General features: G+C 44.5%; 23 protein-coding genes. 15 read left to right on the forward strand and 8 right to left on the reverse strand.

Annotated features, from left to right (window positions below; all coding sequences use genetic code 11):
• Positions 1-777: 777 nt before the first annotated feature.
• From T499_RS0106125 to T499_RS0106180, 12 genes are all read left to right on the forward strand, one after another.
• Positions 778-2,406, forward strand: a complete 1,629-nt coding sequence (locus tag T499_RS0106125; RefSeq protein ID WP_033150252.1) for a hypothetical protein — start codon at positions 778-780, stop codon at positions 2,404-2,406.
• A gap of 168 nt (positions 2,407-2,574) precedes the next feature.
• The gene (locus T499_RS0106130; protein WP_157054537.1) at positions 2,575-2,937 is read left to right on the forward strand and encodes a hypothetical protein; all 363 of its coding nucleotides are present in this window, start codon (positions 2,575-2,577) and stop codon (positions 2,935-2,937) included.
• 30 nt (positions 2,938-2,967) lie between these two features.
• Positions 2,968-3,939: a DUF4848 domain-containing protein gene (locus T499_RS0106135; RefSeq protein ID WP_157054538.1), complete on the forward strand. Its 972-nt coding sequence runs from the start codon at positions 2,968-2,970 to the stop codon at positions 3,937-3,939.
• Positions 3,940-3,960: 21 nt separating this feature from the next.
• Positions 3,961-4,521, forward strand: a complete 561-nt coding sequence (locus tag T499_RS0106140; protein WP_198021250.1) for an outer membrane beta-barrel protein — start codon at positions 3,961-3,963, stop codon at positions 4,519-4,521.
• 13 nt (positions 4,522-4,534) lie between these two features.
• Positions 4,535-4,861, forward strand: coding sequence for a hypothetical protein (locus tag T499_RS0106145; RefSeq protein WP_157054539.1), 327 nt, complete (start codon positions 4,535-4,537; stop codon positions 4,859-4,861).
• A gap of 70 nt (positions 4,862-4,931) precedes the next feature.
• Positions 4,932-5,516 carry a hypothetical protein gene (locus T499_RS0106150; protein WP_033150257.1) on the forward strand — a complete coding sequence of 195 codons (585 nt, stop codon included), beginning with the start codon at positions 4,932-4,934 and terminating at the stop codon, positions 5,514-5,516.
• A 66-nt stretch (positions 5,517-5,582) separates the two neighbouring features.
• Positions 5,583-7,670, forward strand: a complete 2,088-nt coding sequence (gene metG, locus T499_RS0106155; RefSeq protein WP_304412931.1) for a methionine--tRNA ligase — start codon at positions 5,583-5,585, stop codon at positions 7,668-7,670.
• Between the two features lie 14 nt (positions 7,671-7,684).
• The gene (locus T499_RS0106160; protein WP_033150259.1) at positions 7,685-9,127 is read left to right on the forward strand and encodes a lipopolysaccharide biosynthesis protein; all 1,443 of its coding nucleotides are present in this window, start codon (positions 7,685-7,687) and stop codon (positions 9,125-9,127) included.
• Between the two features lie 3 nt (positions 9,128-9,130).
• On the forward strand, positions 9,131-9,853 hold the full coding sequence (locus T499_RS0106165; RefSeq protein ID WP_013065350.1) for an IspD/TarI family cytidylyltransferase: 723 nt from the start codon (positions 9,131-9,133) through the stop codon (positions 9,851-9,853).
• Positions 9,841-10,893, forward strand: a complete 1,053-nt coding sequence (locus tag T499_RS0106170) for an NAD-dependent epimerase/dehydratase family protein (RefSeq protein WP_033150260.1) — start codon at positions 9,841-9,843, stop codon at positions 10,891-10,893. The genes T499_RS0106165 and T499_RS0106170 overlap by 13 nt, the downstream gene beginning before the upstream one ends.
• Complete coding sequence (locus T499_RS0106175) at positions 10,890-11,696, forward strand: LicD family protein (protein ID WP_033150261.1); 807 nt, start codon at positions 10,890-10,892, stop codon at positions 11,694-11,696. Before T499_RS0106170 ends, T499_RS0106175 begins: the two co-directional genes overlap by 4 nt.
• A complete protein-coding gene (locus T499_RS0106180) occupies positions 11,693-12,718 on the forward strand; it encodes a hypothetical protein (RefSeq protein WP_033150262.1) in 1,026 nt (341 codons plus the stop codon). Before T499_RS0106175 ends, T499_RS0106180 begins: the two co-directional genes overlap by 4 nt.
• A 21-nt stretch (positions 12,719-12,739) precedes the next feature.
• Here the strand turns inward: T499_RS0106180 and T499_RS0106185 are convergent, their stop codons facing one another.
• The 8 genes from T499_RS0106185 to T499_RS0106220 are packed head-to-tail and all read right to left on the reverse strand — an operon-like array spanning position 12,740 to position 20,619.
• Positions 12,740-14,143, reverse strand: a complete 1,404-nt coding sequence (locus tag T499_RS0106185) for a DUF6080 domain-containing protein (protein ID WP_033150263.1) — start codon at positions 14,141-14,143, stop codon at positions 12,740-12,742.
• Positions 14,140-14,724 carry an HAD family hydrolase gene (locus tag T499_RS0106190; protein ID WP_033150264.1) on the reverse strand — a complete coding sequence of 195 codons (585 nt, stop codon included), beginning with the start codon at positions 14,722-14,724 and terminating at the stop codon, positions 14,140-14,142. The genes T499_RS0106185 and T499_RS0106190 overlap by 4 nt, the downstream gene beginning before the upstream one ends.
• Positions 14,721-15,704 (reverse strand): acyltransferase family protein, encoded by a 984-nt coding sequence (locus tag T499_RS0106195; RefSeq protein ID WP_033150265.1) that lies wholly within the window; start codon positions 15,702-15,704, stop codon positions 14,721-14,723. Before T499_RS0106195 ends, T499_RS0106190 begins: the two co-directional genes overlap by 4 nt.
• Complete coding sequence (locus tag T499_RS0106200) at positions 15,701-16,789, reverse strand: acyltransferase family protein (RefSeq protein WP_033150266.1); 1,089 nt, start codon at positions 16,787-16,789, stop codon at positions 15,701-15,703. The genes T499_RS0106195 and T499_RS0106200 overlap by 4 nt, the downstream gene beginning before the upstream one ends.
• Complete coding sequence (locus T499_RS0106205; protein ID WP_033150267.1) at positions 16,786-18,624, reverse strand: phosphoethanolamine transferase; 1,839 nt, start codon at positions 18,622-18,624, stop codon at positions 16,786-16,788. The genes T499_RS0106200 and T499_RS0106205 overlap by 4 nt, the downstream gene beginning before the upstream one ends.
• Positions 18,617-19,165: a nicotinate (nicotinamide) nucleotide adenylyltransferase gene (nadD, locus tag T499_RS0106210; protein WP_033150268.1), complete on the reverse strand. Its 549-nt coding sequence runs from the start codon at positions 19,163-19,165 to the stop codon at positions 18,617-18,619. Before nadD ends, T499_RS0106205 begins: the two co-directional genes overlap by 8 nt.
• Positions 19,162-19,740 carry a guanylate kinase gene (gene gmk, locus T499_RS0106215; protein ID WP_013064872.1) on the reverse strand — a complete coding sequence of 193 codons (579 nt, stop codon included), beginning with the start codon at positions 19,738-19,740 and terminating at the stop codon, positions 19,162-19,164. The genes nadD and gmk overlap by 4 nt, the downstream gene beginning before the upstream one ends.
• Positions 19,741-19,743: 3 nt before the next feature.
• Positions 19,744-20,619, reverse strand: a complete 876-nt coding sequence (locus T499_RS0106220) for a YicC/YloC family endoribonuclease (protein WP_013064277.1) — start codon at positions 20,617-20,619, stop codon at positions 19,744-19,746.
• 123 nt (positions 20,620-20,742) lie between these two features.
• On the opposite strand from T499_RS0106220, the gene T499_RS0106225 reads away from it, so the two are divergent.
• From T499_RS0106225 to T499_RS0106235, 3 genes are all read left to right on the forward strand, one after another.
• The gene (locus T499_RS0106225) at positions 20,743-22,080 is read left to right on the forward strand and encodes a histidine-type phosphatase (RefSeq protein WP_232221069.1); all 1,338 of its coding nucleotides are present in this window, start codon (positions 20,743-20,745) and stop codon (positions 22,078-22,080) included.
• 108 nt (positions 22,081-22,188) lie between these two features.
• Positions 22,189-23,214, forward strand: coding sequence for a uroporphyrinogen decarboxylase (gene hemE, locus T499_RS0106230; RefSeq protein WP_033150269.1), 1,026 nt, complete (start codon positions 22,189-22,191; stop codon positions 23,212-23,214).
• A gap of 22 nt (positions 23,215-23,236) precedes the next feature.
• Complete coding sequence (locus T499_RS0106235; RefSeq protein WP_033150270.1) at positions 23,237-25,336, forward strand: TonB-dependent receptor; 2,100 nt, start codon at positions 23,237-23,239, stop codon at positions 25,334-25,336.
• Positions 25,337-25,341: the final 5 nt, after the last annotated feature.

Raw genomic sequence — 25,341 nt, forward strand, 5'->3', positions numbered from 1 at the left:
CAAGTATTCAAGAAAATACACCAACGCCCCATCACGGTGGATATCATGGCCGAACTAAGCCTGCGCAACTGGTTCAGCATCTATGGCAAGTTCTCGCCAATGACCATCCTCAACTCAACTTATGCTCAGGATGCCAATTTCCAGCCCGTATCCTTCGGCGTATATTTCTAAAAATATAAAATTATCCTAAGTGGTTGCAACAGAATAAATAAGAAAAAAGTAGCTCTACAGCCTACATGCCTACATAAAATCGCTGGAAAGCTGCATAAACACTGACTTTCGCGCGTTTTCAAGCCTACATAAAGCCCCACAAAAGCCTACATAGAGCCTACATGATTTGGGGCAAAAGTGGCTTACTACGCGTACCAGTAAATATGTATCAGTAAACTTGCAATCTTTCGCTTTACTGATAGCTCCGAAATTCTCTAGAGAATTTTCTGCTTAGGTGCCGTACTAAATAGTTCTGCCTGCCTGACTAACAATAAATTCTCTAGAGAATTTTCAATCAGGTATTAAAGCCAAAAGTTGCTATATCGTATGATGAAATCTGCTACATCGTAGTCTGGCGGTAAAAACGTGTAGGTTTCATGTAGGCTTTTGTGGGGCTTTATGTATGTTAAAATATAGTCAAAAGCCTTTATACATCCATGTTTCAGAAGATTTTATGTAGGCATGTAGGCTGTAGTGCAACTTTTTAAAAAGAAAATCCCACAGATGTTTTGTCGTCTGTGGGATTATTAGTACCTTTGACCCCCGAATTTCATAATGAACTAATTAATGAAGCATTTATTGTATATCATTCTTTTAGGGCTTATCATGATAAGCTGTGGCGGAAAGGAGTATGTAACCATGCAGAAGCGCTTGCAGAAACTCAATGAATATAACAAGGCCGACTCTGTTTTCCATACCACTACTGAGGCACAAGCATTAGTAGATTATTTTGAGGATCATGGCACGCCTAATGAAAAGATGCTTGCTTATTATTTATTAGGACGAGCCTACTACGATATTCATGAGGCTCCATTAGCCCTTAATAGTTTCCAGACTGCCTCAGAAAAAGCTGATACCACTGCTGATAACTGTGACTATCGGCAACTAAGCCGAGTTTATGGGCAAATGAGTAGTTTGTTTTATCAGCAGGGACTAATGCTTCAAAGTATAAAATGTGATAGTATATCTATAAAATTTGCATACGAAGGTTGCGATACATTGACAGCATTACTAAGTATGGCTAATCAAATATTAGCATATAAACAATTAGGAAATAAAGATATAGCTCTGGCATTATGTGAAAAGACCTCTAAATTGTTTAGTAAACATGGATTTAAGCAACATTCTGCTATTGTACTTTTTCCTGGTATAAATGACTTGATAGAGAGAAGTGATATAAAAAAGGCAGCTGAGTATTTAAGAAAATACGAATCTGAATCAGGCTTTTTTGATTCTCATTTAGAGATAGAGGAAGGACGTGAAATATATTATTATACAAAAGGCAACTATTATCTTTCAATTGGTTGCTTAGATTCTGCAGAGTTATTTTTTCGCAAGGAATTATTACTAGGTAAGGATTATAATAACCAAAATGCTGCATCAAGAGGATTGGCACATCTTTTCCAGCAGAAGCATATGGGCGATTCGGCTGCAAAGTATGCACTCTACAGTTACGAAATGAACGATTCGGCCTATGCCCGTATGGCTACAAAGGAAGTAGAACAAATGCAGGGTATGTATGACTATTCACGTAATCAAGAAATAGCTAAACATGAAAAAGAAAGAGCAAATCGTGCTCACGCTATTATACAATTGGTAAGCGTTTTCTTTTTCTTATTATTTATTATTGCATTTTTTATATTGAAGGATTTTCTCAAAAAAAGGAAACAAGAAAAGGTTGAATACAATAATAAAGTATCCTTGCTGGCAAAAACTAATTCAGAAATTTTACAATTACGTAACCATGAACAAACTCTGAGTAAATTGTTAGAAGAAAAGAAAAACGAGACTATAAAACTGGAAAATGAAATAGAAGCATATAAAACCAAGATTGGTTTACAGAAAGAGTCATCAGAATTAAGACTTCAAAAGTCATCTATATTTATTGATTTATGTAAATTAGCTGCAAAAGGTATTGTAATTACCGACGATCAATGGCAACAGGTATATATAATGGTAATCGATATACTTCCAAATTTTTATAAATTTATATCAGGAAAGAAATTCGAGCTTAGCGAGAACGAGTTTAAAACTTGTATTCTTATTAGATTGCATTATACTCCTAAAACAGTAGCAAATATGTTAGGAGTATCCCCTTCATATATAACAAAAATACGCATCAATCTGATGGAAAAATTGTATGGCGAAGGGGGAAAATCAAAAGAACTCGATGAAAAACTAATGCAATATAATTAATCTTCGCATTTTTGTATTTGTCTGATTATGAGTATTTTACACTCTTAGTAAAATCTGAGTAAAATATTGCTTTTACTATTATTCTCTTATTTCTTATTTAGTTGCTACTTTTGCAAATCAAATTAATAACGGATAATATCCGTAAAGTAGTAACTAAAAAAATAAGAAATGAAGAAACTATTATTTTTATTATTTTGTTTTGCTCTGTTTCATGGAAAAGTAATGGCATCAGAGGAGGGTTTATTATCATTGAATATTAAAGTAGAAAAGATAGATGAAAGCCCAGGAATGTTTGGACATAGTAAGACAGTTGTTCATACACCTCGTGTTTATCAAGATGGTTACAAACTTACTTTTTCGCGTTTTCATCCAGAGTTTGTAATTGATATTATAAAGAATGATGAATTAGTTTTTTCATCTGTTATTCCTGTTGGAATGACAGAATTTGAATTACCATCATATATTGATGGTGAATGTATTATTCAAATTAAAAATGAAAGGTTTTGTTTCTGGGGATATATATCATTATAGAATATATAATTATAATACATTTTTAGAATTATGAAAAAAATAAGTTTTCTTTTCGCTTTGTGCGCATGCACATTGTTTTCATGTAGTAAGGACTCTATGGATGAGCCTATAGTTGACAACGCATCATTGAACTATTCTGACTCAATCTGCAATAACAGTAATATACTTAGATTTGCAACAGAAGATGATTTTGCAAACGCAATTGACGAGCTGAACTCGGTTGAAGAACAGAACAGAAGCAAATTGGTAGAGAAAAAATACGGCACCATAGTTTCTCTGAAAGACATCTATGATGAAGCCATGAATGCAGCAGAACAACTTGACGAGTCAAGTGTAGCATATGAAAGCTACAGAAAAAAGTATGAAAAGAGCCTGTTTTTTGCAAACTATAAAGATGACTATGGCGTTTATTTGCCTGTCAGCAATAAAACCGTAGCTTCACTTGTTAATGCAAATGGCGACGTTATAATAAATGGAAAGATAAAGAATATGAAAGACATATTTAGCTATGCCCAATTGCAGAAACTTGGTGTAGCTATGTATGATTACTGCAAAAAGAGTGTAACTCGAAACGTAGAAGAGGTAACAAAGGAATACGATTCTGATTGGTATCATGAGAATGGAAAGAAAATACGAGTTAAATGTGGGCGTCAAATAACCTATGATTCAGGAATCCTGACGACACCTGTGGCAATGCGTATGCACATAGAGATCTCATTCAGAAAAAAGACATGGTTAGGATGGACAAACTATTCAAGCAACATAGAATATACAGGCTCATATTCTGTTGCAGGAACCAGTACTAAAATCCATGAAGATAAAACTGCAGACTCTTCACATGATTATTATTATGATTTACCTTATGCAATGCCTGTTAAATTGGAAAATTTAAACTCGTATATGAGACTTGCACTGCCTATTTCTGTAGATTTAAAGATAAAATATCGTGGAATTCCTCACGAGTTGAATCATCAATTTACCCTACCCGCAGCATATATGTAATCCACTAATCAAATAAAAATGATGAAGAAAATTGTATTAGCAATGTTCGCAATGCTTATTGCGTTATCAGTTAATGCCCAGAACAAATTCGGACTTATGGGTGGTATTAATGCCTCTACATCCAGTGCCGACCATGTAGATTGGCGTATTGGAGGTTTTGTTGGCGGAATTTACGATATTCGACTGACAGAAAGCTTATATTTACAGCCACGTTTGGTTCTATCTTATCAGGAGAACCAGAACACACCTGAGTTCCACAGCCAATGGAACGCCTCCATTCCTATGCTTGCCTCATATAAGATGCGACTGAATAATCACACCGCCCTTAGACTGAACGCTGGACCTTATATCCAATACGCAGTTTTTGGACGTGAAAAGCCTTACCAACCATCTGATAGTAGTCTTAGATGGTGGCATTACGACTTTGGCGATAAAATTACATATGGCGGACAAATTGGCTTACAAGTAGAACACAAAAAGTTCTTTACTACAATAGATTTCAAGCACTCTTTCCGACGTAACAAACTGAATATGGATGGTTTCGAAAATACCATCCAAGTGGGTATAGGATATAAATTCTAAATAAGATACAGGAATGAAAACAATTAAATTTGCATTCGCACTTCTTCTCCTTTTCATAGCAACTGGCTGTGAAAAGGAAAGGATGGAAGGTACATTGGTAATTAAAATGGACAGAGTACCAGACGAAGTAGTTGCCGACCCACGAGCATACATCTATAACATAGCTCATCTTGATGACGCAATTGCAACTGTGCATTTTGGTCCACACTCTAAAGAAGCTGAAATTACACTTAATGTAGGTGATTATGCTGTAGACCCCATTGGTTGGCATATGTATCCTAAAAAGTTCTTCCAGATACGCCAAGGTCAGACAACTGTTGTAGAGTATAAAGAAAAATAAATAAAGATGTAAAATAGTCTATTTCTTAAATTCCGTTCATATATATATATTTGTAACTATCATCTATAAGATGAAGCATTTATTTATAACATTACTGATTTTATGCCTTGCTGCTACTCAGACGGCAATGGCACAACAGAGCGAAAACACTCAAAAGAGTTTGTATCTTGAACTATTAGGTCCTTCGAACATCGTAGGCCTGAACTTTGACTCACGTTTAAAACCCGATTCTCCTTGGGGATATCGTGTAGGTATGGGATATACATACTCTAAAAACTATGGATTGTTGTCAGGTTCAAACTCAATTAGAGGTGTGGATGTGCCTATTGAAGCAAACTATCTTCTGGGCAAAAAGCGCAGCAAGTTTGAGTTGGGCTTAGGTGTTAATCTGGGTTATTATAAGGAAGAGTATGATGTGTGGAATCTGAATAAAGTTGGCGAAGAAGACGGTTTAATATATTATGAGTCTGTATATGCGGGCAAAGAAAGTCATAGCTTATGGGGTTATTATTGCTTTGGGAATATAGGCTATCGCTATCAGCCATCGCACGGTTTCCAGTTCAGGGTGGGTATCAGTCCATCATTCAATCTGGGTGGAAAACATGCCGTTTCAAAATCAGTATTCCCGTACATTAGCTTTGGATACGTATTTTAGTATAAGAAATCCCACAGATATTTTGCAATCTGTGGGATTTTTTGTAATTTTGCAGCCAGATAAGAAATAAATACGTATTTAAAGAAGATGGAAAACAAGACTTACAAGCGTACGACGGTGACGTCGGCGCTGCCTTATGCTAATGGTGGCGTGCATATCGGACACCTGGCTGGTGTATATGTACCTGCTGATATCTATGTGCGTTATCTTCGTCTGAAGAAGCGCGAGGTATTGTTCATCGGCGGAAGTGATGAGCATGGTGTGCCCATTACCGTTCGTGCCCGCAAAGAGGGTATCACTCCTCAGGATGTGGTTGACCGCTATCATAAGATGATTAAGGATTCGTTCGAGGAGTTTGGTATCTCGTTCGATATCTATAGCCGTACCACCTCAGAGACTCATCACAAGTTCGCAGCAGAGTGGTTTAAGAAACTCTATGATGAGGGTAAGCTGACAGAAGAGACTACTGAACAGCTCTATGACGAGGAGGCTAAGCAGTTCCTGGCCGACCGCTATGTGACTGGCGAGTGCCCCCATTGCCATGCTCAGGGTGCCTATGGCGACCAGTGCGAGAAGTGCGGACGTGACCTCTCACCCACAGAGTTGATCAATCCTAAGTCAACCATCTCTGGTTCTACTCCCGTTCTGAAGAAGACCAAGAATTGGTATTTGCCTTTGAACGAATATCAGGACTGGTTGAAGCAGTGGATTCTGGAGGAGCACAAGGAGTGGCGTCCAAACGTATATGGACAGTGTAAGAGCTGGTTGGATATGGATCTGCAGCCACGTGCTATGACTCGCGACTTGGATTGGGGTATCCCCGTACCTGTAAAGGATGCTGAGGGTAAGGTACTTTATGTTTGGTTTGATGCACCTATCGGCTATGTATCAAACACCAAGGAACTGTGCGAGAAGGAGCCTGAGAAGTGGGGCAACTGGGAGAAGTGGTGGCAGGACGAGGATACACGTCTGGTTCACTTCATCGGTAAGGACAACATCGTGTTCCACTGTATCATCTTCCCTGTAATGATGAAGGCTCACGGCAAGTATATCATGCCTGATAACGTACCTGCCAACGAGTTCCTGAATCTTGAGAACGATAAGATTTCAACCTCTCGTAACTGGGCTGTATGGCTCCACGAGTATCTGGTTGATATGCCTGGTAAGCAGGATGTATTGCGCTATGTACTGACAGCCAATGCACCTGAGACAAAGGATAATAACTTTACTTGGAAGGATTTCCAGGATCGCAATAACAACGAGCTTGTAGCTGTTTACGGTAACTTCGTAAACCGTGCCCTCCAGCTCACCAAGAAGTACTGGAACGGTGTAGTTCCTGCTTGTGGCGAGTTGCAGGATGTAGATAAGCAGGCCCTTGAGGAGTTCAAGGATGTTAAGGCTAAGGTTGAGGCTCTGCTGGAACAGTTCAAGTTCCGCGATGCTCAGTTCGAGGCTATGAACCTGGCTCGTATTGGTAACCGCTATATCACAGAGTGCGAGCCTTGGAAGGTTTGGAAGACTGATCCAAAGCGTTGCGAGACTATCCTGAACATCTGCTTGCAGTTGACTGCTAACCTGGCTATTGCCTTTGAGCCATTCCTGCCATTCAGCAGTAAGAAGCTTCGCGAGATGCTGAACATCAGCAACTTCGAGTGGGAGCAGCTGGGTTCAATCGATCTCCTGGAGGCTGGTCATCAGCTGGGTGAGCCTGCTCTGCTGTTCGAGAAGATTGAGGATGAGGTTATCCAGAAGCAGCTGGATAAGCTGGAGGCTACTAAGAAAGCCAACGAGGCTGCTAACTATAAGGCTGCTCCTATCAAGGATACCGTTAGCTTCGAGGAGTTCGAGAAGCTCGATATCCGTGTAGGTCTGGTGAAGGACTGTCAGAAGGTTAAGAAGAGTAAGAAACTCCTGCAGTTTACCATCGACGATGGTTCTGGTACCGATCGTACCATCTGCTCGGGTATTGCTGCTTTCTACGAGAATCCTGAGGAATTGATTGGTAAGCGTATCCTCTTTGTGGCCAACTTTGCTCCACGTAACATGATGGGTATCGAGAGTCAGGGTATGATTCTGAGTGCCGTTGATGCCGACGAGAGTCTGAGTGTGGTTACAACCACTAAGGATGTAAAGCCAGGAAGCCAGGTAGGATAATATCTGTTCAATGGATGGAATCATTGAAGGAAAAAACAGCTAAGGGCCTGTTTTGGGGTGGAATGAACAATGGCGTTCAGCAATTGCTCGGCCTCATCTTTGGTATCATTTTGGGTCGTTTGCTTAATCCTTCCGACTATGGTCTTATAGCCATGATTACCATCTTTTCGCTGATAGCAACCGCTTTGCAGAATAGTGGTTTCTCTACAGCGCTGGTTAACGAAAAAGAGCCAAAAGACAGTGACTATAATGCTGTCTTTTGGTTCAATATTTTTATGGGTGGCGTTATCTACTTAACGCTTTTCTTCTCAGCACCATTAATAGCTGATTACTATGATGAGCCCCGATTGGTTGCATTATGTCGTTATGCCTTTATCGGGCTGTTATTCAGTTGTAGTGGTGTAGCGCAGGCGGCTTATCTTTATAAGAATCTCAGAGCCCAGCAACTGGCTAAGGCTAGCATTACGGCTACTATCCTATCCAGTAGTGTGGCTGCTGTGATGGCTTGGCAAGGTTTTTCTTATTGGAGCTTGGCCACTCAAACTAACCTCTTTATTTTGATATCTACCCTGCTGCGCTGGCATTATAGCGATTGGCGCCCTACGCTGAAGGTTGATTTTACGTTTATCCGTAAGGCATTTCCGTTCAGCGTAAAGATCCTGATTAGCGATGTACTGACACAGGTCAATAACAACGTGATGAATATGTTGCTGGGTCGTTACTTTAGCGCACATGATACTGGTAACTATAACCAGGCCTATCAGTGGAACAACAAGTGTACATCGCTTATCCAAGGTATGGTAAAGCAGGTAGATCAGACGGTGCTGGTAAGCGTAAGGGATGATCGCGAGCGCCAACTGGCTGTACTGCGTAAGATGGTGCGTTTTGCTGCATTTATCTCGTTTCCTTTGTTATTGGGCTTTGGTTTGGTGGCTAAAGAGTTTATTGTGCTGGCTATTGGCGAGAAGTGGCTTATATCAGCACAATATCTGCAGTGGATATGTGTGTGTGGTGCTGTGCTACCCATCAGCACATTAATGGCCGATTTCCTGATAAGTAGAGGTAAATCAGGTACGTTTATGGGCTGTACGTTAGCGTTGGGTTTGCTTCAGATTGTAGCCATGCTAACGCTTTACCCCTATGGTATTGCCACGATGGTTAAGACTTACGTAGTACTTAATTTGTTTTGGCTGTTTGTGTGGTTTTTCTTTGCCTGTAAGGATACCAGCTATACCTTATTGCTGATGCTGAAGGATATCATGCCTTTTGCTTTGGCTGCTGCAGGTGTGATGTTTGCTACAGGTTATATCACCTCGTATATTGGAAACCTGGTGCTGCTGCTCATCAGCAGATGTATATTGGCAGCTGTACTCTATTATGCTGTGATGCGCCTGGCTGGTGCGCAGATACTGAAGGAGACTATAGATTTTATGATGAACAAAATTAAAAAACAATAAGATATGAACTATGCTTTGATTATTGCCGGCGGCTCTGGAAACAGAATGGGACAGGATATTCCCAAGCAGTTTATCAACGTTTACGATAAGCCTGTACTCATCTATACATTGGAGAGTTTTCAGCGTCATCCTATGGTAGATGCTATCGAAGTAGTTTGTCTTGATGGCTGGCATGAGGTGCTTTGGGCCTATGCCCGCCAGTTTAATATCACCAAACTTCAGGCTGTTGTAGCTGGTGGAAACAGTGCTCAGGAGAGTATTCGTAATGGTGTGTACGACTTAGAAAGCAAGGCTTCTGACGATGATATCATCATTATCCACGATGGTATCCGTCCCCTGGTGGATGATACCGTACTTACTGATGTTATCCAGAAAGCTATGCAGTATGGTAATGGAGTAACATCGTTGCCTTATAATGAACAGATATTCATTGTAAATCCTGACGATGAAACAACCACTAAGCAGTATATTCCTCGCGAAACCTTGCGACGTGTATCTACACCTCAGGCCTATCAGTTCAAGAAGCTTGATGCTGCCTATCACGAGGCTTTCGAAAAAGGCATAGGTATTCATGGCTCGTCTTACACCAATACCATGATGGTAGAATTGGGTGAGACGCTGCATTTTGCAGCAGGTTCGGATAAGAACATCAAACTTACCACTAAGGATGATCTGGAGATGTTCAAAGGTTATATGAAAATGGATAAGGACACATGGCTGAAGTAACATCACTCTATAAGCAGCATCCTCTTTATCAGGAGGATTTGGAATGTATCACTCAGTTGGGTGATATCAACCGTCTTTATGGCAAATCGTTTATGATATCTGGTGCTACAGGTTTGATAGGCGTTTGCTTGATAGATGCCTTGATGCATCTGAATAAGAAAGGCGCTAACATTACTATTTATGCCTTGGGACGTAATCGTGAAAAAGCAGCCTTGCGACTTGGTGAGTATTTTGAGGACAGCAACTTCCATTTTGTGGAGCGCGAAGCCTCAGAGTCGCTTTTAGAGTTGCCTAAGGTTGATGTAATTATTCCTTTGGCATCTAACACCCATCCATTAGCTTATTCAAAGTATCCCATCGAGACTATCAATATTAATGTGAAAGGTGCTGAACAGGCGCTCGAGAAAGCTTTGGCTTGTAATGCGATGGTGCTCTATCCATCAACAGTCGAAGTGTATGGTAATGCCCGTGGTGATGATGATTTTACTGAGGATTACACTGGAAAGCTGAACTTAGCTACTTCGCGTGCCTGCTATACAGAGTCAAAGCGACTGAGTGAAGCCCTCTGTCAGTCGTATATTGCTGAACGTGGTGCTCAGGTTAAGATTGTAAGACTGAGCCGTGTGTTTGGTCCTACCATGCTGATGAGCGATAGTAAAGCCTCATCGCAGTTTATCCAGAAGGCTTTGGCTGGCGAGAATATCGTACTGAAGAGTAAGGGCGAACAGCTCTTCTCTTACACCTATGTGGCTGATGCTGTAGGAGCTATGCTGCATGTGTTGCTGCATGGCGAAGAGGGTGTAGCTTATAATATAGCCAACGAGGCCTGCAATGTGCGCTTAAAGGACTTTGCTCAGCTGTGTGCCGAGTGGGCCGATAAGCAGGTTGTATTCGAGTTACCTTCAGAAACAGAACAGAAGGGCTTTTCGATAGCTATGCGTGCCGTACTTGATAACAGCCGCCTGAAGGGATTGAATTGGCATCCTCAGTATGCGATGAAGGATGCAGTGTGTCGTACATTATCAATATTAAAGTCATGAATAATCCTTATCTGCAGAAGTTCAAGGAACAGCAACTGCGTGCCTGCCAGCTGAAACAGTTGTCTATTCTCGAAGAGATCGACCGTATCTGTAAGAAGCACCAGATTGGCTATTGGCTTGATGGTGGTACACTATTAGGTGCTGTTCGCCATGGGGGCTTTATTCCCTGGGATGACGATATCGATATTGCCATGCGTCAGGAGGATCTGGACCGTTTTGTAAGTGTGGCACCATCCGAACTTCGTGATGGTTTATTCCTGCAGACACCACAGATAGAACCGCAATCAAAAGAGCCTATCGTAAAGGTGCGCGATCTGAATTCTTTCTATGTTGAAGGTTCAGATAACTTTGCGGCCGACTATCAGAAAGGTCTTTATGTTGATATATTCCCAATGGTAGATTATCCTACGCTGCCCAAAAAGTGGGTAAAGCGTATTACATTGGGTATTTCAAAGAGTTATTCTATCCTGCACAAGTCGCATTACTATTCATTTAATGCGTTTGCTGAGTTCTTCTGGTTTGGTGCCAAATATGCCGTTAATAAGTGCCTTTGGAGTTTGCTTTGCGCCGTTCGTCCTAAGAACGTGTACCTGTCGAATATCCTGATTAATAATGGTTATGGCATTATGCATCGCCAGGATTCTGTTTTCCCATTGGGTACTATTAACTTCGAGGGGAAATCATTTAGTGCGCCTTGCAATCCTGATGCTTATCTGAGCGATCTCTATCGTAACTACATGGAGATTCCGCCTAAAGAGAAGCAAAAAATTCATTCTGTATTCATTATGCCCGAACTGATATGAAACAACCCGCAAAGACTGATATTGCTGTTCTGCTGCTGTTCTTTAATCGTGCAGACACTTTCCGCCAGGTTTTCGAGGCGGTTAAGGAGGCTCGCCCCTCAAAGCTGTTTCTCTATCAGGATGGTCCTCGTGGCGAACGTGATATGGCTGGCATAGAGGCTTGTCGTGCGATTGTGAGCGATGAGAACATCGACTGGGAGTGCGAGGTGCATCGTATGTATCAGGAAAAAAACTATGGCTGCGATCCTTCTGAGTATATCTCGCAGAAATGGGCTTTCTCTATCGTTGATAAGTGCATGGTGCTTGAGGACGATGATGTGCCCTCACAGTCGTTCTTTCCATTCTGTAAGGAGATGCTTGATAAGTACGAGAACGACGAGCGTATCAGTATGATTTCGGGCTTTAATATCGATGAGGTTACAGAGGATTGTCCTTACGATTACTTCTTTACCTCAACATTTGGCATCTGGGGCTGGGCATCGTGGCGACGCGTTATCGATCAGTGGGACGGTCAGTATTCATTCCTCGACGATGCGTATAATATGGCACAGCTAAAGGCTTTGGCCGAGCAGCGCAAATACAGAAAGGATATGATTAAGATGTTCGCCAATCATCGTGCTACTGGCAAGGAGTACTACGAGAGTATTTTCTGGGCATCCATGCTGTTTAATTCTGGTCTGGCCATTCTTCCTTCAAAGAACCAGATAAATAATCTGGGTTTAATGGCCGATTCTACGCATTTTACCGCTTCGGCCAAGACCACACCCAAGCGCTTCCTTAAAATCTTTACCATGAAGCGTTATGAGTTGGAATTTCCACTTAAACACCCTAGATATGTGATTGAGAATGTAGGTTATAAGGACAGACTATACAAGATTCTTGCATGGCGTCATCCTTTAACCAAGATCAGCTATTCGTTAGAGGAGTTGTGGCTTAATATCCGATACGGCCAGTTTAGCAATATCTCGAAAGCTTTTACACGACGCATCCGAAAGTGGTTAGGAACAGAAAAGCATGCCTGATATTGAGGCATGCTTTTTTCGTTATATGATAGCTTTGATAGGCGATAGCAGGAAGTCGGTTAGCAGATAGCCGTTATATATTAATAGGTATATAGTCATAGCTGCCACTACCCATCTTAGCCAGCTTGTTTGTACGGCTTTAAACAGATAGGCTGTAGCAATGGGCAGTACAAATGCCCAGTGTGGCGTCATGATATATATCTCGTTAAGGCCGAAACCTAAGCCGATGTGTATCAGCATGTCGAAGGCAAATCCAGACAGGCAGAGCCAAAGGAAACGGCTTTTACGTCCCATCCACACGCCTATCACAAAGAACAGCAGTATAAGTGCTTCGATGATATAACTGAATGCCCAGTTGTAACGTACAAATACTGGACGATGAACCAGCACATCCTCTAGGAAGTAGTCCTGATGGAACTGCAGCGACTCGCCAAACAGGTTCTCATAGGTAGATTGCCAGCGCGATGTAGAAATATCTGTCCACTTCAGGAAGCCGTAATTCTCCATGGGCTTACCAGTCTTGGCTGCCTGGCGCTGCAATACCTTATCGCGACGGGCTTTCCTGGCCTCGTACTGCTCTTTCTGTTCAGCTGTCATCTGGGCCACACGTGCCTTTTGCTGTTCTGCTTTCTTTGCTTTCTGTTCTGCGCGTGCCTTTTCTTTGGGCAGCACATACGTGCGATACTCCCATTGTGCCGTTCCCCACAGCAAGGCAGCTGGCAGGATAACGGCCAGCAACAGGTATTTTGGACGGAAGAAATCTTTCAGATTTACAAAGAATCCTGATAAGAAAACCTTCACACCATTGCTCAGCGTAACACCTGCTGTGATATAGAACAGAATGGCCGATTGCCACCACTTAAACTCGCGGCGTTTCTTGATGCATATACCTGATATATAAAGGGTGATAAGCAACAGAAACATTGATATGGTAAAGTGATCGGGCACGATGGCAGCCATCAGGATATAGGCCATCGAGAAGAAGTAGGCCGTGAGCAATGTAGCATCCTTGCGCTCTAATTCTATCACTTCGCGATGAATGCGATACAGGAAGATATACGAGTAATAGGTACATAGAATCAGGAATGCTGCTACCAGATACTGCACGCAGTTAACGCCTAACAGCCAAGTAAGCCCCTCGTTAATAACCCACAGCGGCCATATCATAAACGACAGCAACGGGTGGCGATACACCTGATACACCACATCCCAGTTGGTTACGCCCAGATAGGTAAGCGGGTCGTAGCCCGACAGATGCAGCTCGTGTTCGAAAGCCTTCCAATAGGGGCCGAAACCTGGTTGCATAAACAACTCGTGCATACGGAAGATAAACATAGCGTTGAGGGCTATGATAACCATAAGAGCAATCGTCGACTGCCAGCGTTCTTCGGGTTTAATCTTGAATATCTTAAGTGGATTTCTCATTGTCTGAATGGTTTAAAATATGATTCGTCGGCAAATGCCAGCATTTCTTTGTCGCCACGACTATCGCCAAAGGCAGTCAGGTGATAATCCTTTCTGTCGGGAAAGAGGGTCAGGATACGGCTCACCTTCTCCTGGCCATAGCAGTTCTTGGTAAGAAAGCGTCCTGTCAGCTTGCCATCAATCACTTCAATCTGTGTGCCCAGCACTTTTACATCAGTAAAGAAAGGCTGCACCCAGTTATCGATAGATGCGCTTACTATCAGCACCTCCGCCCCCTCGTTCTGGGCTTGCTGTATGGCCTTGATGCCTGCAGGGCGCAGCAGATACTGCGATGAGGCTGCAAAGGCTTGGCAGAGGGCGTTAAAATCCTCGATAGTCATACCCTTAAAGAAGTAAGCAAACACCTTTTGTTTGGCTTTCCAGTTAGGATAGAGCCCCAGTTTCATCAGCACCAGCAGATGGGCATAGCGTGCAAAGCCCCATCCAAAGGCCAATGTGCCCTTGGCAAAACGGATAAACTCTATCAACGTATCCTTAGTTGTCAGCGTTCCGTCGAAATCGAAGGCGTATATCTTCTTCATACTCTAACGATGAGTTTCAGTATCTTTTGAAGTGCCCATGCCAAAGGGATGGTAATCACGATGGTGAGTAAGGCCGTAAGCCAGTATCCCAGATGGTAGGGGATGAGGTAGGTCATCACAAAGTGATCGTGTATCAGATAGGCCTCCAGACTGAGGGCGCCAAAGAAAGCGCAGAAACTGTTGAACCATCGCGGCGTGCGACGGAACACACGGTTCAGCATCATAATCAGCGTGATGGTAAACGGTATGTATATCATACGCTCTACAAACAAGGGGAATCGTCCGTGTGAAATCTGCTCCAGATACACACACGAACTGAAGGTAGCTACAAAGATAGCCACTATCATCCAGATGCCTGCACCATCAATCTTGGTTTGTTTACGTACCAGTTCGCCGCAGTTTATGCCGATAAAGAAGATGGGCACGCGGCTCCAGAATATCTCGATATGCCCTACGGCCTGATGCAATGGGGCTATCCATTGCACCCAGATGCACCATAGAATCATAACTACAGGCATCCATCGGTAAACGGGATGGCGCTGAATCAATCGCATGTAAGGCGGGGCCCAGAGGTAGAGCATCATAATGGCTGGGATATACCAGAAGGTGAGCTCGTCGTGCAACCAGAAGTCCCAGTTAATGGCGATGTCGCCAATCAGGTCGATATAATCGCCGTTTGTCCAGTCGAATCGTGGCAGATAGAAGAGCGATGCCATTACCAGCCAGGCAGGATAAATACGCAGCAGGCGGCGCTTGTAGAACTGCCACAAAGCTGGATTCTTTACCCACGAGAACCAAAGGCCGATACCACTCAGGAACAGGAACATATCTACACCCACATTACCACATCGCCTTAATCCGAAGAACTCGTTACTACGAGCCAGCGGCACGTGGAACAGGATGATGAACAGCATAGCTGCTCCCATCAATTCAGCGCGATAACGGCTAATGTTGGCCAGTTCTATATCCTTTATCTTCACAGTTTGGGACTTGGCAGTTGGTCTATCAGCTTCTTGAATAACCACGAGAGGAACAGCGTTGCTACCACGTAGAGCAGCAGCCCTGCATACATATCATCATAAATGTAAGGTCGCACAATGATTTTTCGAACCAGCGGATGGGCCACAAAGATAGCTGACGAGATACCACCCACCCAGACGCTGTACGACAGCATCCATTCGGGCATTACTTTTACAAGTGCAATGGTGCCAACAACGATAAATGCAGGAACCCATAGCCAGCCTTGGAAGTTTGAACTCAAAGCTACGATGAGGGCAACAGCGAGTAATAAGGCTATAATATATTCCCAGTTAGGGAATATTTTGTTCCCAACGTGGGAATGTTTTGTTCCCAACGTGGGAATAATTGTTGGTATTCTAGCTGCCAACAAGCCTAAGCCGAAAGGCAGCACGCCGCCAATCAAGTTATAACGTAATCGCTCCAGCAAAACAGCATCGTCCTGGCAGGAAAGTTGCCACAACCAGCACAGAACTATCATACCTACAACTAGACCCCAGTGGCGCCAGCGATAAAGTACCAGGCGATAGAAAATGTAAAGCTGCAAGGTAATGCTGAAGTACCAGTAAGGACCAGGCCAAACCACATGCGAGGGATCCTCGAACAGGTTGGCAAACATGCCCAGCATGCCAACCACCGCTGTCCAGGTATAGCGATGCATGCCTGGGGTGATGGCATCGAGCAGGATAAAGGCCACAAAGCCTACGATAAAAATGCGGAACAACTTAAGATAGTTGTAGCGTACAAATCGCCACAAACCTACCTCGGGTAACTTGCCCTGTTCGTATTTCTTAACCAGTCCGTAACCACTCAGAAAGAGGAATACGGGCACGCCATAGTGGCCGAAGAACGACACCAGATGCATGGGTAACTGTTCATCAGGATTAAGAGTGAGGCGCCACAGCTCATCGAACTTGAATTGTTGCCAGGTGTATTCGTTCTCTCTCACAATGCCCCTGAGCCAGTGGCAATAGTTGTGCAGCATGATGGCCAGGATGGCAACACCACGCATGGCAGAACACTCTTTTCTTGATAACAGTTCTTTCATTGCTTCTTTAACTGGTTATAATCTGTTACGCCTTTCAGGATACGTGGACGTTTGGTGTCGTAAGCCGGACTCACGATGTTATACTGCTCGTGATAGAGTGGTGAGGCAATACCGCCAAAGTACATCAGCAGGTGTGGCAGCACATCTGTCATCATCGGACGGTTTCTGGCCTCCTGGATAGCTGTCCAGCCGTATGGGTGGTTTTCGCGATACTTAGGCGATCCCCATATCCAGAACGGAATCTCCATCTCGTTGCGTGCCAGGCGGTAATCGATGTTGGCGCCATGCATACGTCCGTACATATATGGCTCGCCATCAAATATCTCTTCGGCATGATCGGGCATGTAGATTACTATAGCATCCTTATCGGCAAAGCGCTGGGTAACTGCCCATACAATCGAGTCGTTATAACGTACAGAGTTGTCGTAATCGGCCAGAATCATACGCTGTTTTTTGGTAAGTTCAGGACGATTGTACATATCCTCCTTCAGATACTTATGGGTAGCATTCTGCGGATAACGCGACTTGTACATCAGGTGCGAACCCATCAGATGCAGGATAATCAGATTATGCTCCTTATCCTCCTTCTTCAGGCGGTCGTACTCCTGCAGCACGCCCTCGTCATAAGGATAAAGACGGGTGTTACGTGTATCAAACAGCTTTTTGCTCAGATCAGGATTGTTCAGGAAGAAACCACCGCTGAAGTCGTAAACAGCCTCGTTAGCCTTCGACTGGAACTGGTTGGTGATAAACGTAACGTGATAGCCTGCCTTGCGGAATACTTCTGGGAAGAGTGGTTCATCGCACCATTCCTCTTTTTCGCCGATGGCCTGCAGCGACAGGATGTTCTTGAACACAAAACTGGTAAGATTCCAGGGTGCTACCACATCGGTAAATGGTACGAGCGTGCCTTCCTGAGCCAAAGCCTTCTGCTTTGGTGTGGTTGGCATGTTGTAGCCATACAGCTGCGAGTGATGCTTGTTGTAGCTCTCGCCGATAATCAATACGATGTTAGGCACACGATAACTACAGCTATCTATCTGCACCTTCTCGCTGGCAGCTTCAAGCTGTACTAACTGGTTGTCGGCCAGGTGGTTGGCGTACATGCTGAATAACAATCGGTAGATAGGTACATAGAATTCGGCCTTGTCCTTACGCGTAAGCTCGTGCTCCATCTGACCCACGGTGGTGTGGGTAAACATGCGGTGCATAGCCTCTTTGTTGGGCCAAACAAGTGTTACGCAAGAGCAGAGTGCCCAAGCTACGATTACACCTACAATGGCGTTGTAGCCCTCGATAACAATGGGGGTCATCTTGGGCAGAATCAGCCTGTTGCTGAGATGTCTGGTCATTCGGCGAATCACCGTCCAAGCGATGTGCACCAGCGCCAAGAGCAGTACCCAGCCTACTTTTGATGTAACTACATCCCATGTAATATAGCCACGCAGAAACTCGCTGGCCTCCTGACCTGTGGTTTCGTTAGCCAGCATCAGCATGGTGGGGGTAAGAGTCGACTCAAAACGTACGTAGCAGTACATATCCACAATGGCTGTGGTGTATAGCAGGATGTAGAGTAGCGCTCGCACCCAATAGCGAACCTTTCGGGGTATCAGCGTAAGCACTACGCATACGGCGTAGATATCCAGAAACAGTTCGGGTTCGGAAAACTGGTATGGTTCGGCACCTTTGCCTACCAGATAGACGGGCATCAGTTCCAGTTGTGTACAAATCATTCCCAGCGCAAACATAAACACAAAGAATGCGCTGTTTTTCTGGATGGGCATAAACAGGGCGCCAATCCACTTTAATGGGTTTATTTTCAGTCCTTTAAGCATAGAGTTCGTGTTCCTTTATATATTCAGCCACAGCCTTTGGCACCAGATGATCGATAGGCTTGCCTGCCTGGATGCACTCGCGTATTTCGGTGCTCGAAATGTCGATGAGGTCGAGTCCGTCGATACCACCTTCGCAACCACGACGGGGATAAACGATAATCTGGTACTGATTGCGGATATCATCGGCACGATACCACTTGTCAAACAGCTGCCAGTTGTCGCCACCTATCATCAGTACAAACTCGCGGTCGGGATAATCTCGCTTCAGGGCCTCGAGTGTGTTCCAGGTGTACGATGGTTTGGGCAGATGCATCTCGTAGTCGCTGGCTATGATGCCAGTTTCGCCTTCAACAGCCAGGCGGGCCATCTCCATGCGTATCTGGTCGTCCAGCAAATCGGCTTGGGCTTTCAGGGGGTTCTGTGGCGAAACCATCAGCCACACTTCGTCGAGCCCAGCTTTTTCACGAAACTGACGAGCCAACGAAATGTGACCGTTATGAATGGGATTGAACGATCCGCCAAAAATCCCCGTTCTTATCATTCGATATCTAAAAAATCCTTGATTATTTCCAAAGCATCAGCCTCGGCATATTCCAACTTGTCGTTGATAACCACCTTATCGAACTTATCGGCAAACGAGAGTTCGAACTCGGCACGGGCAATACGCTGGTCGATAACCTCGGGGGCATCTGTTGCACGACCTTCCAATCGTTTGCGAAGTTCGTTGATTGATGGGGGCTGGATAAACAGGCTCAGCGCCTTGTCGCCATAGAATTTCTTGATGTTTACGCCACCTTTCACGTCAACGTCGAACACCACGTTCTGTCCAGCTTCCAACTGGTTCTCAACCTGCGACTTCAGCGTGCCGTAAAAGCGGTCGGTATATACCTCCTCGTACTCCAGGAATTCGTCGTTCTCAATACGCTGGCGGAATTCCTCTGGTGTCAGGAAGAAATAGTCTACCCCGTTCTGCTCTGTGCCGCGAGGAGCTCGCGATGTGCACGAGATAGAGTAGGCTAGATTCAGTTCCTTGTGCTCTCTCATCAGCCATGAGATAATGGTACTCTTGCCTGTGCCCGATGGAGCCGATATAATAATTAATTTACCTTTTGCCATCGTTTAAAGTGCGTTAAGAACCTGTTCCTTAATCTGCTCCAGCTCGTCCTTCATCTTAACCACGATGTTCTGCATCTCGGCCTGATTACTCTTCGAACCGGTTGTGTTAATCTCACGACCCATCTCCTGAGCGATAAAGCCCAGCTTCTTACCCTGTCCGGCAGGCTCGTTCATGGTGTCGCGGAAATACTTCAGGTGGTTGGTCAGTCGCTGCTTCTCCTCGCTGATGTCCAGCTTCTCAATATAGTAAATCAGCTCCTGCTCCAAGCGGTTCTTATCATAGTCGGCTGTTGGAATCTGCTGCAAGCCATCTATGATACGTGCCTTAATCTTCTGAACACGACTCTTCTCGTATGGCTCAATCTCGCCCATCAGCTTGGCAATATTGTCAATCTTCTCAGTAAACTTCTTCTGCAAGGCAGCACCCTCCTGAGTACGGAAGTCAACCAGGTTCTTCAGGGCCTCGGCTACACCGCCTTTCACTACCTTCCACTCCTCGTCGTCCAGCTCTTCAACATCAGTCTTAGTCATTACGTCTGGCATGCGGAGCAGGGTATAGAACCAATCCTCAGGAGTTGGAATACCAGTCTTGTCGGCGATGGCCTTAATCTGCTGGTAGTAGTTCTCAACCAGCTGTGCGTTGATAGGGGTTGGATCTACCGATGTATCCTTCTCAACCCAAACGCTCATGTCCACTTTTCCGCGAATCAGAGCCTCTGCCACCATCTGGCGCATCTCCATCTCTTTCTCACGATAGAGAGGTGCGATACGTGTGTTCAAGTCGAGCTGCTTTGAGTTCAGCGACTTGATTTCTACGTGAATTTTCTTCTCCTTAAATGCCACGACCGCCTTGCCGTAGCCTGTCATCGATTGTATCATGCTATACCTATTTAATAATATTTGGCTGCAAAATTACAAATAACTGCGTAAAAAACCAAATAAAAACGCTTTTTTCCGAATATTTGATTATCTTTGCACATCAATATCAAACAATAAAGGATTATGAAACGAAAACTATTAATTCTGGCCATCGGTTTTTCGATGACTTTGCAGGCGCAAGGGCTACGGGTAGGCGAGCAAGGCTCAGGGATGAATGCACCTGTTTTTGAGACTTCGGCTAAAGATGAGATTGCAACAAATCGTTTTTTGGCAGGTAGTAACTATTTGGATTACGATCGTCAGCTTACTGACAAGGCGCTGACGCCCGCTCCTAAGAATTATGAACCTTACTATATGAGTCATTATGGTCGTCATGGATCGCGTTGGCTCATCAGCGATGGCAATTACTCAAAACCCCTTGCAACGCTGAAGGCAGCTAAGGAGCAAGGGAAACTTACGCCATTAGGTGAGAAAACACTCGCAACTATTGAAGCTATCTACGCTACAGCCCATAAACGTTTAGGCGATTTGACTACTGTCGGTGAACGTCAGCATCATGGTATCGGAAAGCGTATGGTGCAGCATTTTCCTGAGATTTTCAAAACCAAGAATCTAAAGATAGATGCCCGTAGCACCACGGTGAACCGTTGTATTCTGTCGATGATTGCTGAGTGCGAAGAGCTGGCTGCTGCTAATCCTACAGCCCAGATTCATAACGATGTAAGCGAGAGTCTGCAGTACTATCTCAATCAGCCTTGGGATGGACTGGTAGCGAAACTTGGACGCACCACTGGCGATAAGGAAGAGCGCGAATATGCCTATAAGTACACCCACCCAGAGCGCTTGATGAAAGCGTTGTTTAACGACGAGGCTTACGTATATAATAATGTGAATGCAGGTTCGCTGATGCGCCAGCTGTTCCATGTGGCTTGCAATATGCAGAGTCACGACACCGATCTCGAGCTCTTCTCGCTGTTTACCGATGAGGAGGTTTACGACCAGTGGCGCCAGAAGAATGTAGGTTGGTATCTCGATTATGGTGCATCGCCTGTTTCGGGTGGTAAGATGCCTTTCAGTCAGCTTAATCTGCTGAAGAACATCATAGCTACTGCCGACACCGTTACTCAGACACAGGCCACTTTGCGATTTGGCCACGAGGTTTGTGTAATGCCTCTGGCTTGTTTGTTGGAGTTGGATAACTGCGGCATGGTTGTGAACAATCTCGATGAACTCGATAAGTATTGGCGTAACTATCGCATTTTCCCCATGGGCTGCAATATCCAGCTGATATTCTATCGCCCCAAAAAGGGAAAGACTGGCGATATTCTTGTAAAGGCCCTGCTGAACGAGCGCGAGGCCTATCTGCCTATCAAGACCAACCAGTGGCCTTACTATAACTGGCAGGAGCTACGTACATATTATAAAAATAAGATTGCCGCCTTTGAAGCAGAAAACAAGTAACATCTGTTAAAAATCCATATTTATAGGGATTGCACAGCTTTTTGATTTGTCGTACCTTTGCACCCGAAATAAGTTAAAGGTGTTTAGGAACACAAAATTTAATAATATATGTATAGCAATCCCTTCTTTGCGGTTATCAATCACCAACCAGCCTGTCGCCCTCCAGTATGGATGATGCGACAGGCTGGTCGCGTATTACCCCGTTATCGCCAGCTCACTAAGATGCTGCCTTTCCGTACCATCATGTCGTATGCCAATCTGGCTGCCGAGGTTACCCTGATGCCAATTGACGATATGGGTATGGATGCTGCCATCTTGTTTAGCGATATCTTGGTAATCCCTGAGGCATTGGGCGTCAAGGTGGAATGGACCAACGAAGGGCCTGCTTTTCCCCATCCGCTGATGGATGTAGAGCATCCTGCGGCAGAATTAAGCTTTAGCCCCTCGCATCTTAATCATGTGGCCGATACGCTGGATGAGATTATGGGCCAGAAAAGGGCCGATACACCTGTGATTGGTTTTTGTGGTGGCCCGCTTACCTGCTTGTGTTACATGTTGGGTGGTCGCGACAAGACGATGCAGTTTACCGATGTGGTACGCTATCTCTACACCCATCGCGAGGAATCGCTCCAGTTGCTCGATGCCATCACCAGCGCCAGCGAGGCATATGTACATCTGCAAGCAACTCATGGTATCGACACCTTCCAGATATTCGAGTCGTTTGCTGGTGTGATATCTGCCGAGCTTTATCAGGATATGATTATGCCCTTTGTGCGCCGTATCACGGCTGCTGTAAGGCAGCATGGCTTGCCTGTTATTTTCTTCCCCAAGGGATTTGGGGCTGGTCTGCAGATGCTTACCCCTGAGGATTGCGATTATGTAAGTATCGATTGGCAGACACCTCTGTTAGTGGCTCGTCATCTTGTTAATCCGGCCATAGGTCTTCAGGGTAATATGGATCCACGTATACTGTTTGCCCCTCAGGCTGTTATCGAGCAGCATCTGCAGCAGTATCTGGCTTTCTTCCGAGAGCATCCCAATTATATCTTTAATCTGGGGCATGGCGTTCATAAGGATACGCCATTGGAGAATGTACAGTTCGTAACAGAATGGTTCAGACAAACACAAAAATAATCATTATAAATTAACAAAAGGTATGTTTTTAGGATTACTATTATCAGCAATGTTGGTGGTTGAAGGACCAGAGGTTACACCCGCCGACACAACCACAGCCCGCTCGTACAAGCTCGACGAAGTGGTGGTTAGTGCGTTTAAAACAAACAAATACGAGTTGGTGCCTGCATCGCGTTCGGCTTTGTCGGCTCGTCAGCTCAGTAATCAGCAGATAACAGGACTTAAGGAGTTAACTGCCGTTATTCCCAATTTCTATATGCCCGACTATGGTTCGAGAGCCAGTTGCCCCGTGTTTGTACGCGGTGTGGGTAATAAGTCGGATGGAACAGGTATCGGTTTTTATGTAGATGGTATGCCTTTCTACGAGCCCCTCTCGTTTGATTGCGATCTGGGCGATGTGGCCTCGGTTGAGGTGCTACGTGGTCCGCAGGGTACATTGTATGGTAGAAATGCCATCGGTGGTATTGTAAACATCAGTACCCGTAACCCATTGGAGTATCAGAACACCCGTGTTCGTCTGGGCTATGGTAAATATAACGATTTGCGCACGCAGATATCTAATTACACCAAGGTATCGGATAAGTTCGGTTTTACCTTTGGTGCACTCTATCATCATAACGATGGCGCCTTCCGTAATAGCTATCTGAACGAAAAGGTAGATAAGATGAACGAGACCGAGGAGCGTATAGGATTGTATTATAAGCCATCTGATAATTGGTTGATACGCCTTACCAGCCATTTTACTTACAGCGATCAGGGAGGTTATCCCTATGCCCCAGTGAATGTTGAAACCAATACGTTGCAGGATATCAACTATAACCGATATAGCTCATTCCGTCGCCTTATCAGCACCAATGGTCTGGGTATTACCTATAATGGTCCTGTGGTTAGCTTTAATAGCCAGACATCGTTCCAGTATATCAACTCAAAGCAGGCTATCGATCAGGACTTTACTGTTAACGACAAGTCGTTTGTAGAGAATGCCCGCCACCAGAATATGGTGTCGCAGGAGTTTACTCTCAAGTCGAATAACGATAGCCGTTACCAGTGGGTGGTTGGTGTCTTTGGCATGATGGAGCATGTGGATCGTACAGTTGATAACTTCTCACCATCAGCAGGCTCGCTCAGTCATACCAACTATTGTGTTCCAACCAGTTCGTTGGCCCTGTATCACCAGAGTACCTACAACATCTGGCAGGGACTTTCGGCTACAGCTGGTATCCGTTTTGATTATGAGCATGCAAAGACCAACTATGATAATCTAAAAGTAAAAGCCTCGCCACTATCCGATGGAGGTTTTACGTTGGTTGATCCCAGTCAGATGTCTTCGGCTACAGGCGAATCTTTCGAGAGCAGCAAGGATTTTACACAGGTAACACCTAAGTTTACGCTTCAGTATCTTACTACCGAGGATAACCTCTACTATGTGTCAGTTACTCGTGGCTATAAACCAGGTGGTTTCAATAAGTCGTTCTCTACATTCGATGAGCGTTCGTACGAGCCGGAATACAGTTGGAACTACGAGGTTGGCGCCAGCATTAACCTGCTGAACAATCTGCTTACCCTGAGTGCCGACCTGTTCTATATCGATTGGCGTCACATGCAGATTACTTCTACCATTACAGGCGTGGGTAATATCACCACCAATGCTGGTCATACAGATAGCAAGGGTGCTGAGTTGAATGTAATCGTGCGTCCTGTTGAGGGCCTTCAGTTCACAGCTAACTACGGATATACTTATGCCCGTTTCCTCTCTTATGTAAAGAGTGCCACAGTAGATTATACTAATAATCGCCTGCCCATGGTGCCCAACCACACGCTAAGTCTTGATGCTAACTACACCATTAACCCCACAGGTTGGTTAGATCGCGTGATGTTCAATGTAGGTTTGCGTGGCTTGGGTCGTATCTACTGGGCCGAGGATAATCTTGTAAGTCAGGACTTCTATACCACACTCAACGCCAAGGTGGCCCTTACTAAGGGTATTGTTACTTGGGAAGTATGGGGCAAGAATCTGACTGATACCAACTATATGGCTTACGGCTTTAAGTCGTCAACCGGCAACTATGCTCAGGCTGGCAAGCCATTGATGTTTGGAACCACGATCGAGTTAAATTTCTAAACCAC

The sequence above is a fragment of the Prevotella sp. RM4 genome (assembly GCF_000701965.1).
GTDB classification, from domain to species: Bacteria; Bacteroidota; Bacteroidia; order Bacteroidales; family Bacteroidaceae; genus Prevotella; species Prevotella ruminicola.

Coding starts and splice junctions, on each gene's coding strand:
- T499_RS0106125 (WP_033150252.1), top strand. CDS start 778: ATGAAGCATTTATTGTATATCATTCTTTTAGGGCTTATCATGATAAGC.
- T499_RS0106130 (WP_157054537.1), top strand. CDS start 2,575: ATGAAGAAACTATTATTTTTATTATTTTGTTTTGCTCTGTTTCATGGA.
- T499_RS0106135 (WP_157054538.1), top strand. CDS start 2,968: ATGAAAAAAATAAGTTTTCTTTTCGCTTTGTGCGCATGCACATTGTTT.
- T499_RS0106140 (WP_198021250.1), top strand. CDS start 3,961: ATGAAGAAAATTGTATTAGCAATGTTCGCAATGCTTATTGCGTTATCA.
- T499_RS0106145 (WP_157054539.1), top strand. CDS start 4,535: ATGAAAACAATTAAATTTGCATTCGCACTTCTTCTCCTTTTCATAGCA.
- T499_RS0106150 (WP_033150257.1), top strand. CDS start 4,932: ATGAAGCATTTATTTATAACATTACTGATTTTATGCCTTGCTGCTACT.
- T499_RS0106160 (WP_033150259.1), top strand. CDS start 7,685: ATGGAATCATTGAAGGAAAAAACAGCTAAGGGCCTGTTTTGGGGTGGA.
- T499_RS0106165 (WP_013065350.1), top strand. CDS start 9,131: ATGAACTATGCTTTGATTATTGCCGGCGGCTCTGGAAACAGAATGGGA.
- T499_RS0106170 (WP_033150260.1), top strand. CDS start 9,841: ATGGCTGAAGTAACATCACTCTATAAGCAGCATCCTCTTTATCAGGAG.
- T499_RS0106175 (WP_033150261.1), top strand. CDS start 10,890: ATGAATAATCCTTATCTGCAGAAGTTCAAGGAACAGCAACTGCGTGCC.
- T499_RS0106180 (WP_033150262.1), top strand. CDS start 11,693: ATGAAACAACCCGCAAAGACTGATATTGCTGTTCTGCTGCTGTTCTTT.
- T499_RS0106185 (WP_033150263.1), bottom strand. CDS start 14,143: ATGAGAAATCCACTTAAGATATTCAAGATTAAACCCGAAGAACGCTGG.
- T499_RS0106190 (WP_033150264.1), bottom strand. CDS start 14,724: ATGAAGAAGATATACGCCTTCGATTTCGACGGAACGCTGACAACTAAG.
- T499_RS0106200 (WP_033150266.1), bottom strand. CDS start 16,789: ATGAAAGAACTGTTATCAAGAAAAGAGTGTTCTGCCATGCGTGGTGTT.
- T499_RS0106205 (WP_033150267.1), bottom strand. CDS start 18,624: ATGCTTAAAGGACTGAAAATAAACCCATTAAAGTGGATTGGCGCCCTG.
- nadD (WP_033150268.1), bottom strand. CDS start 19,165: ATGATAAGAACGGGGATTTTTGGCGGATCGTTCAATCCCATTCATAAC.
- gmk (WP_013064872.1), bottom strand. CDS start 19,740: ATGGCAAAAGGTAAATTAATTATTATATCGGCTCCATCGGGCACAGGC.
- T499_RS0106220 (WP_013064277.1), bottom strand. CDS start 20,619: ATGATACAATCGATGACAGGCTACGGCAAGGCGGTCGTGGCATTTAAG.
- T499_RS0106225 (WP_232221069.1), top strand. CDS start 20,743: ATGAAACGAAAACTATTAATTCTGGCCATCGGTTTTTCGATGACTTTG.
- hemE (WP_033150269.1), top strand. CDS start 22,189: ATGTATAGCAATCCCTTCTTTGCGGTTATCAATCACCAACCAGCCTGT.
- T499_RS0106235 (WP_033150270.1), top strand. CDS start 23,237: ATGTTTTTAGGATTACTATTATCAGCAATGTTGGTGGTTGAAGGACCA.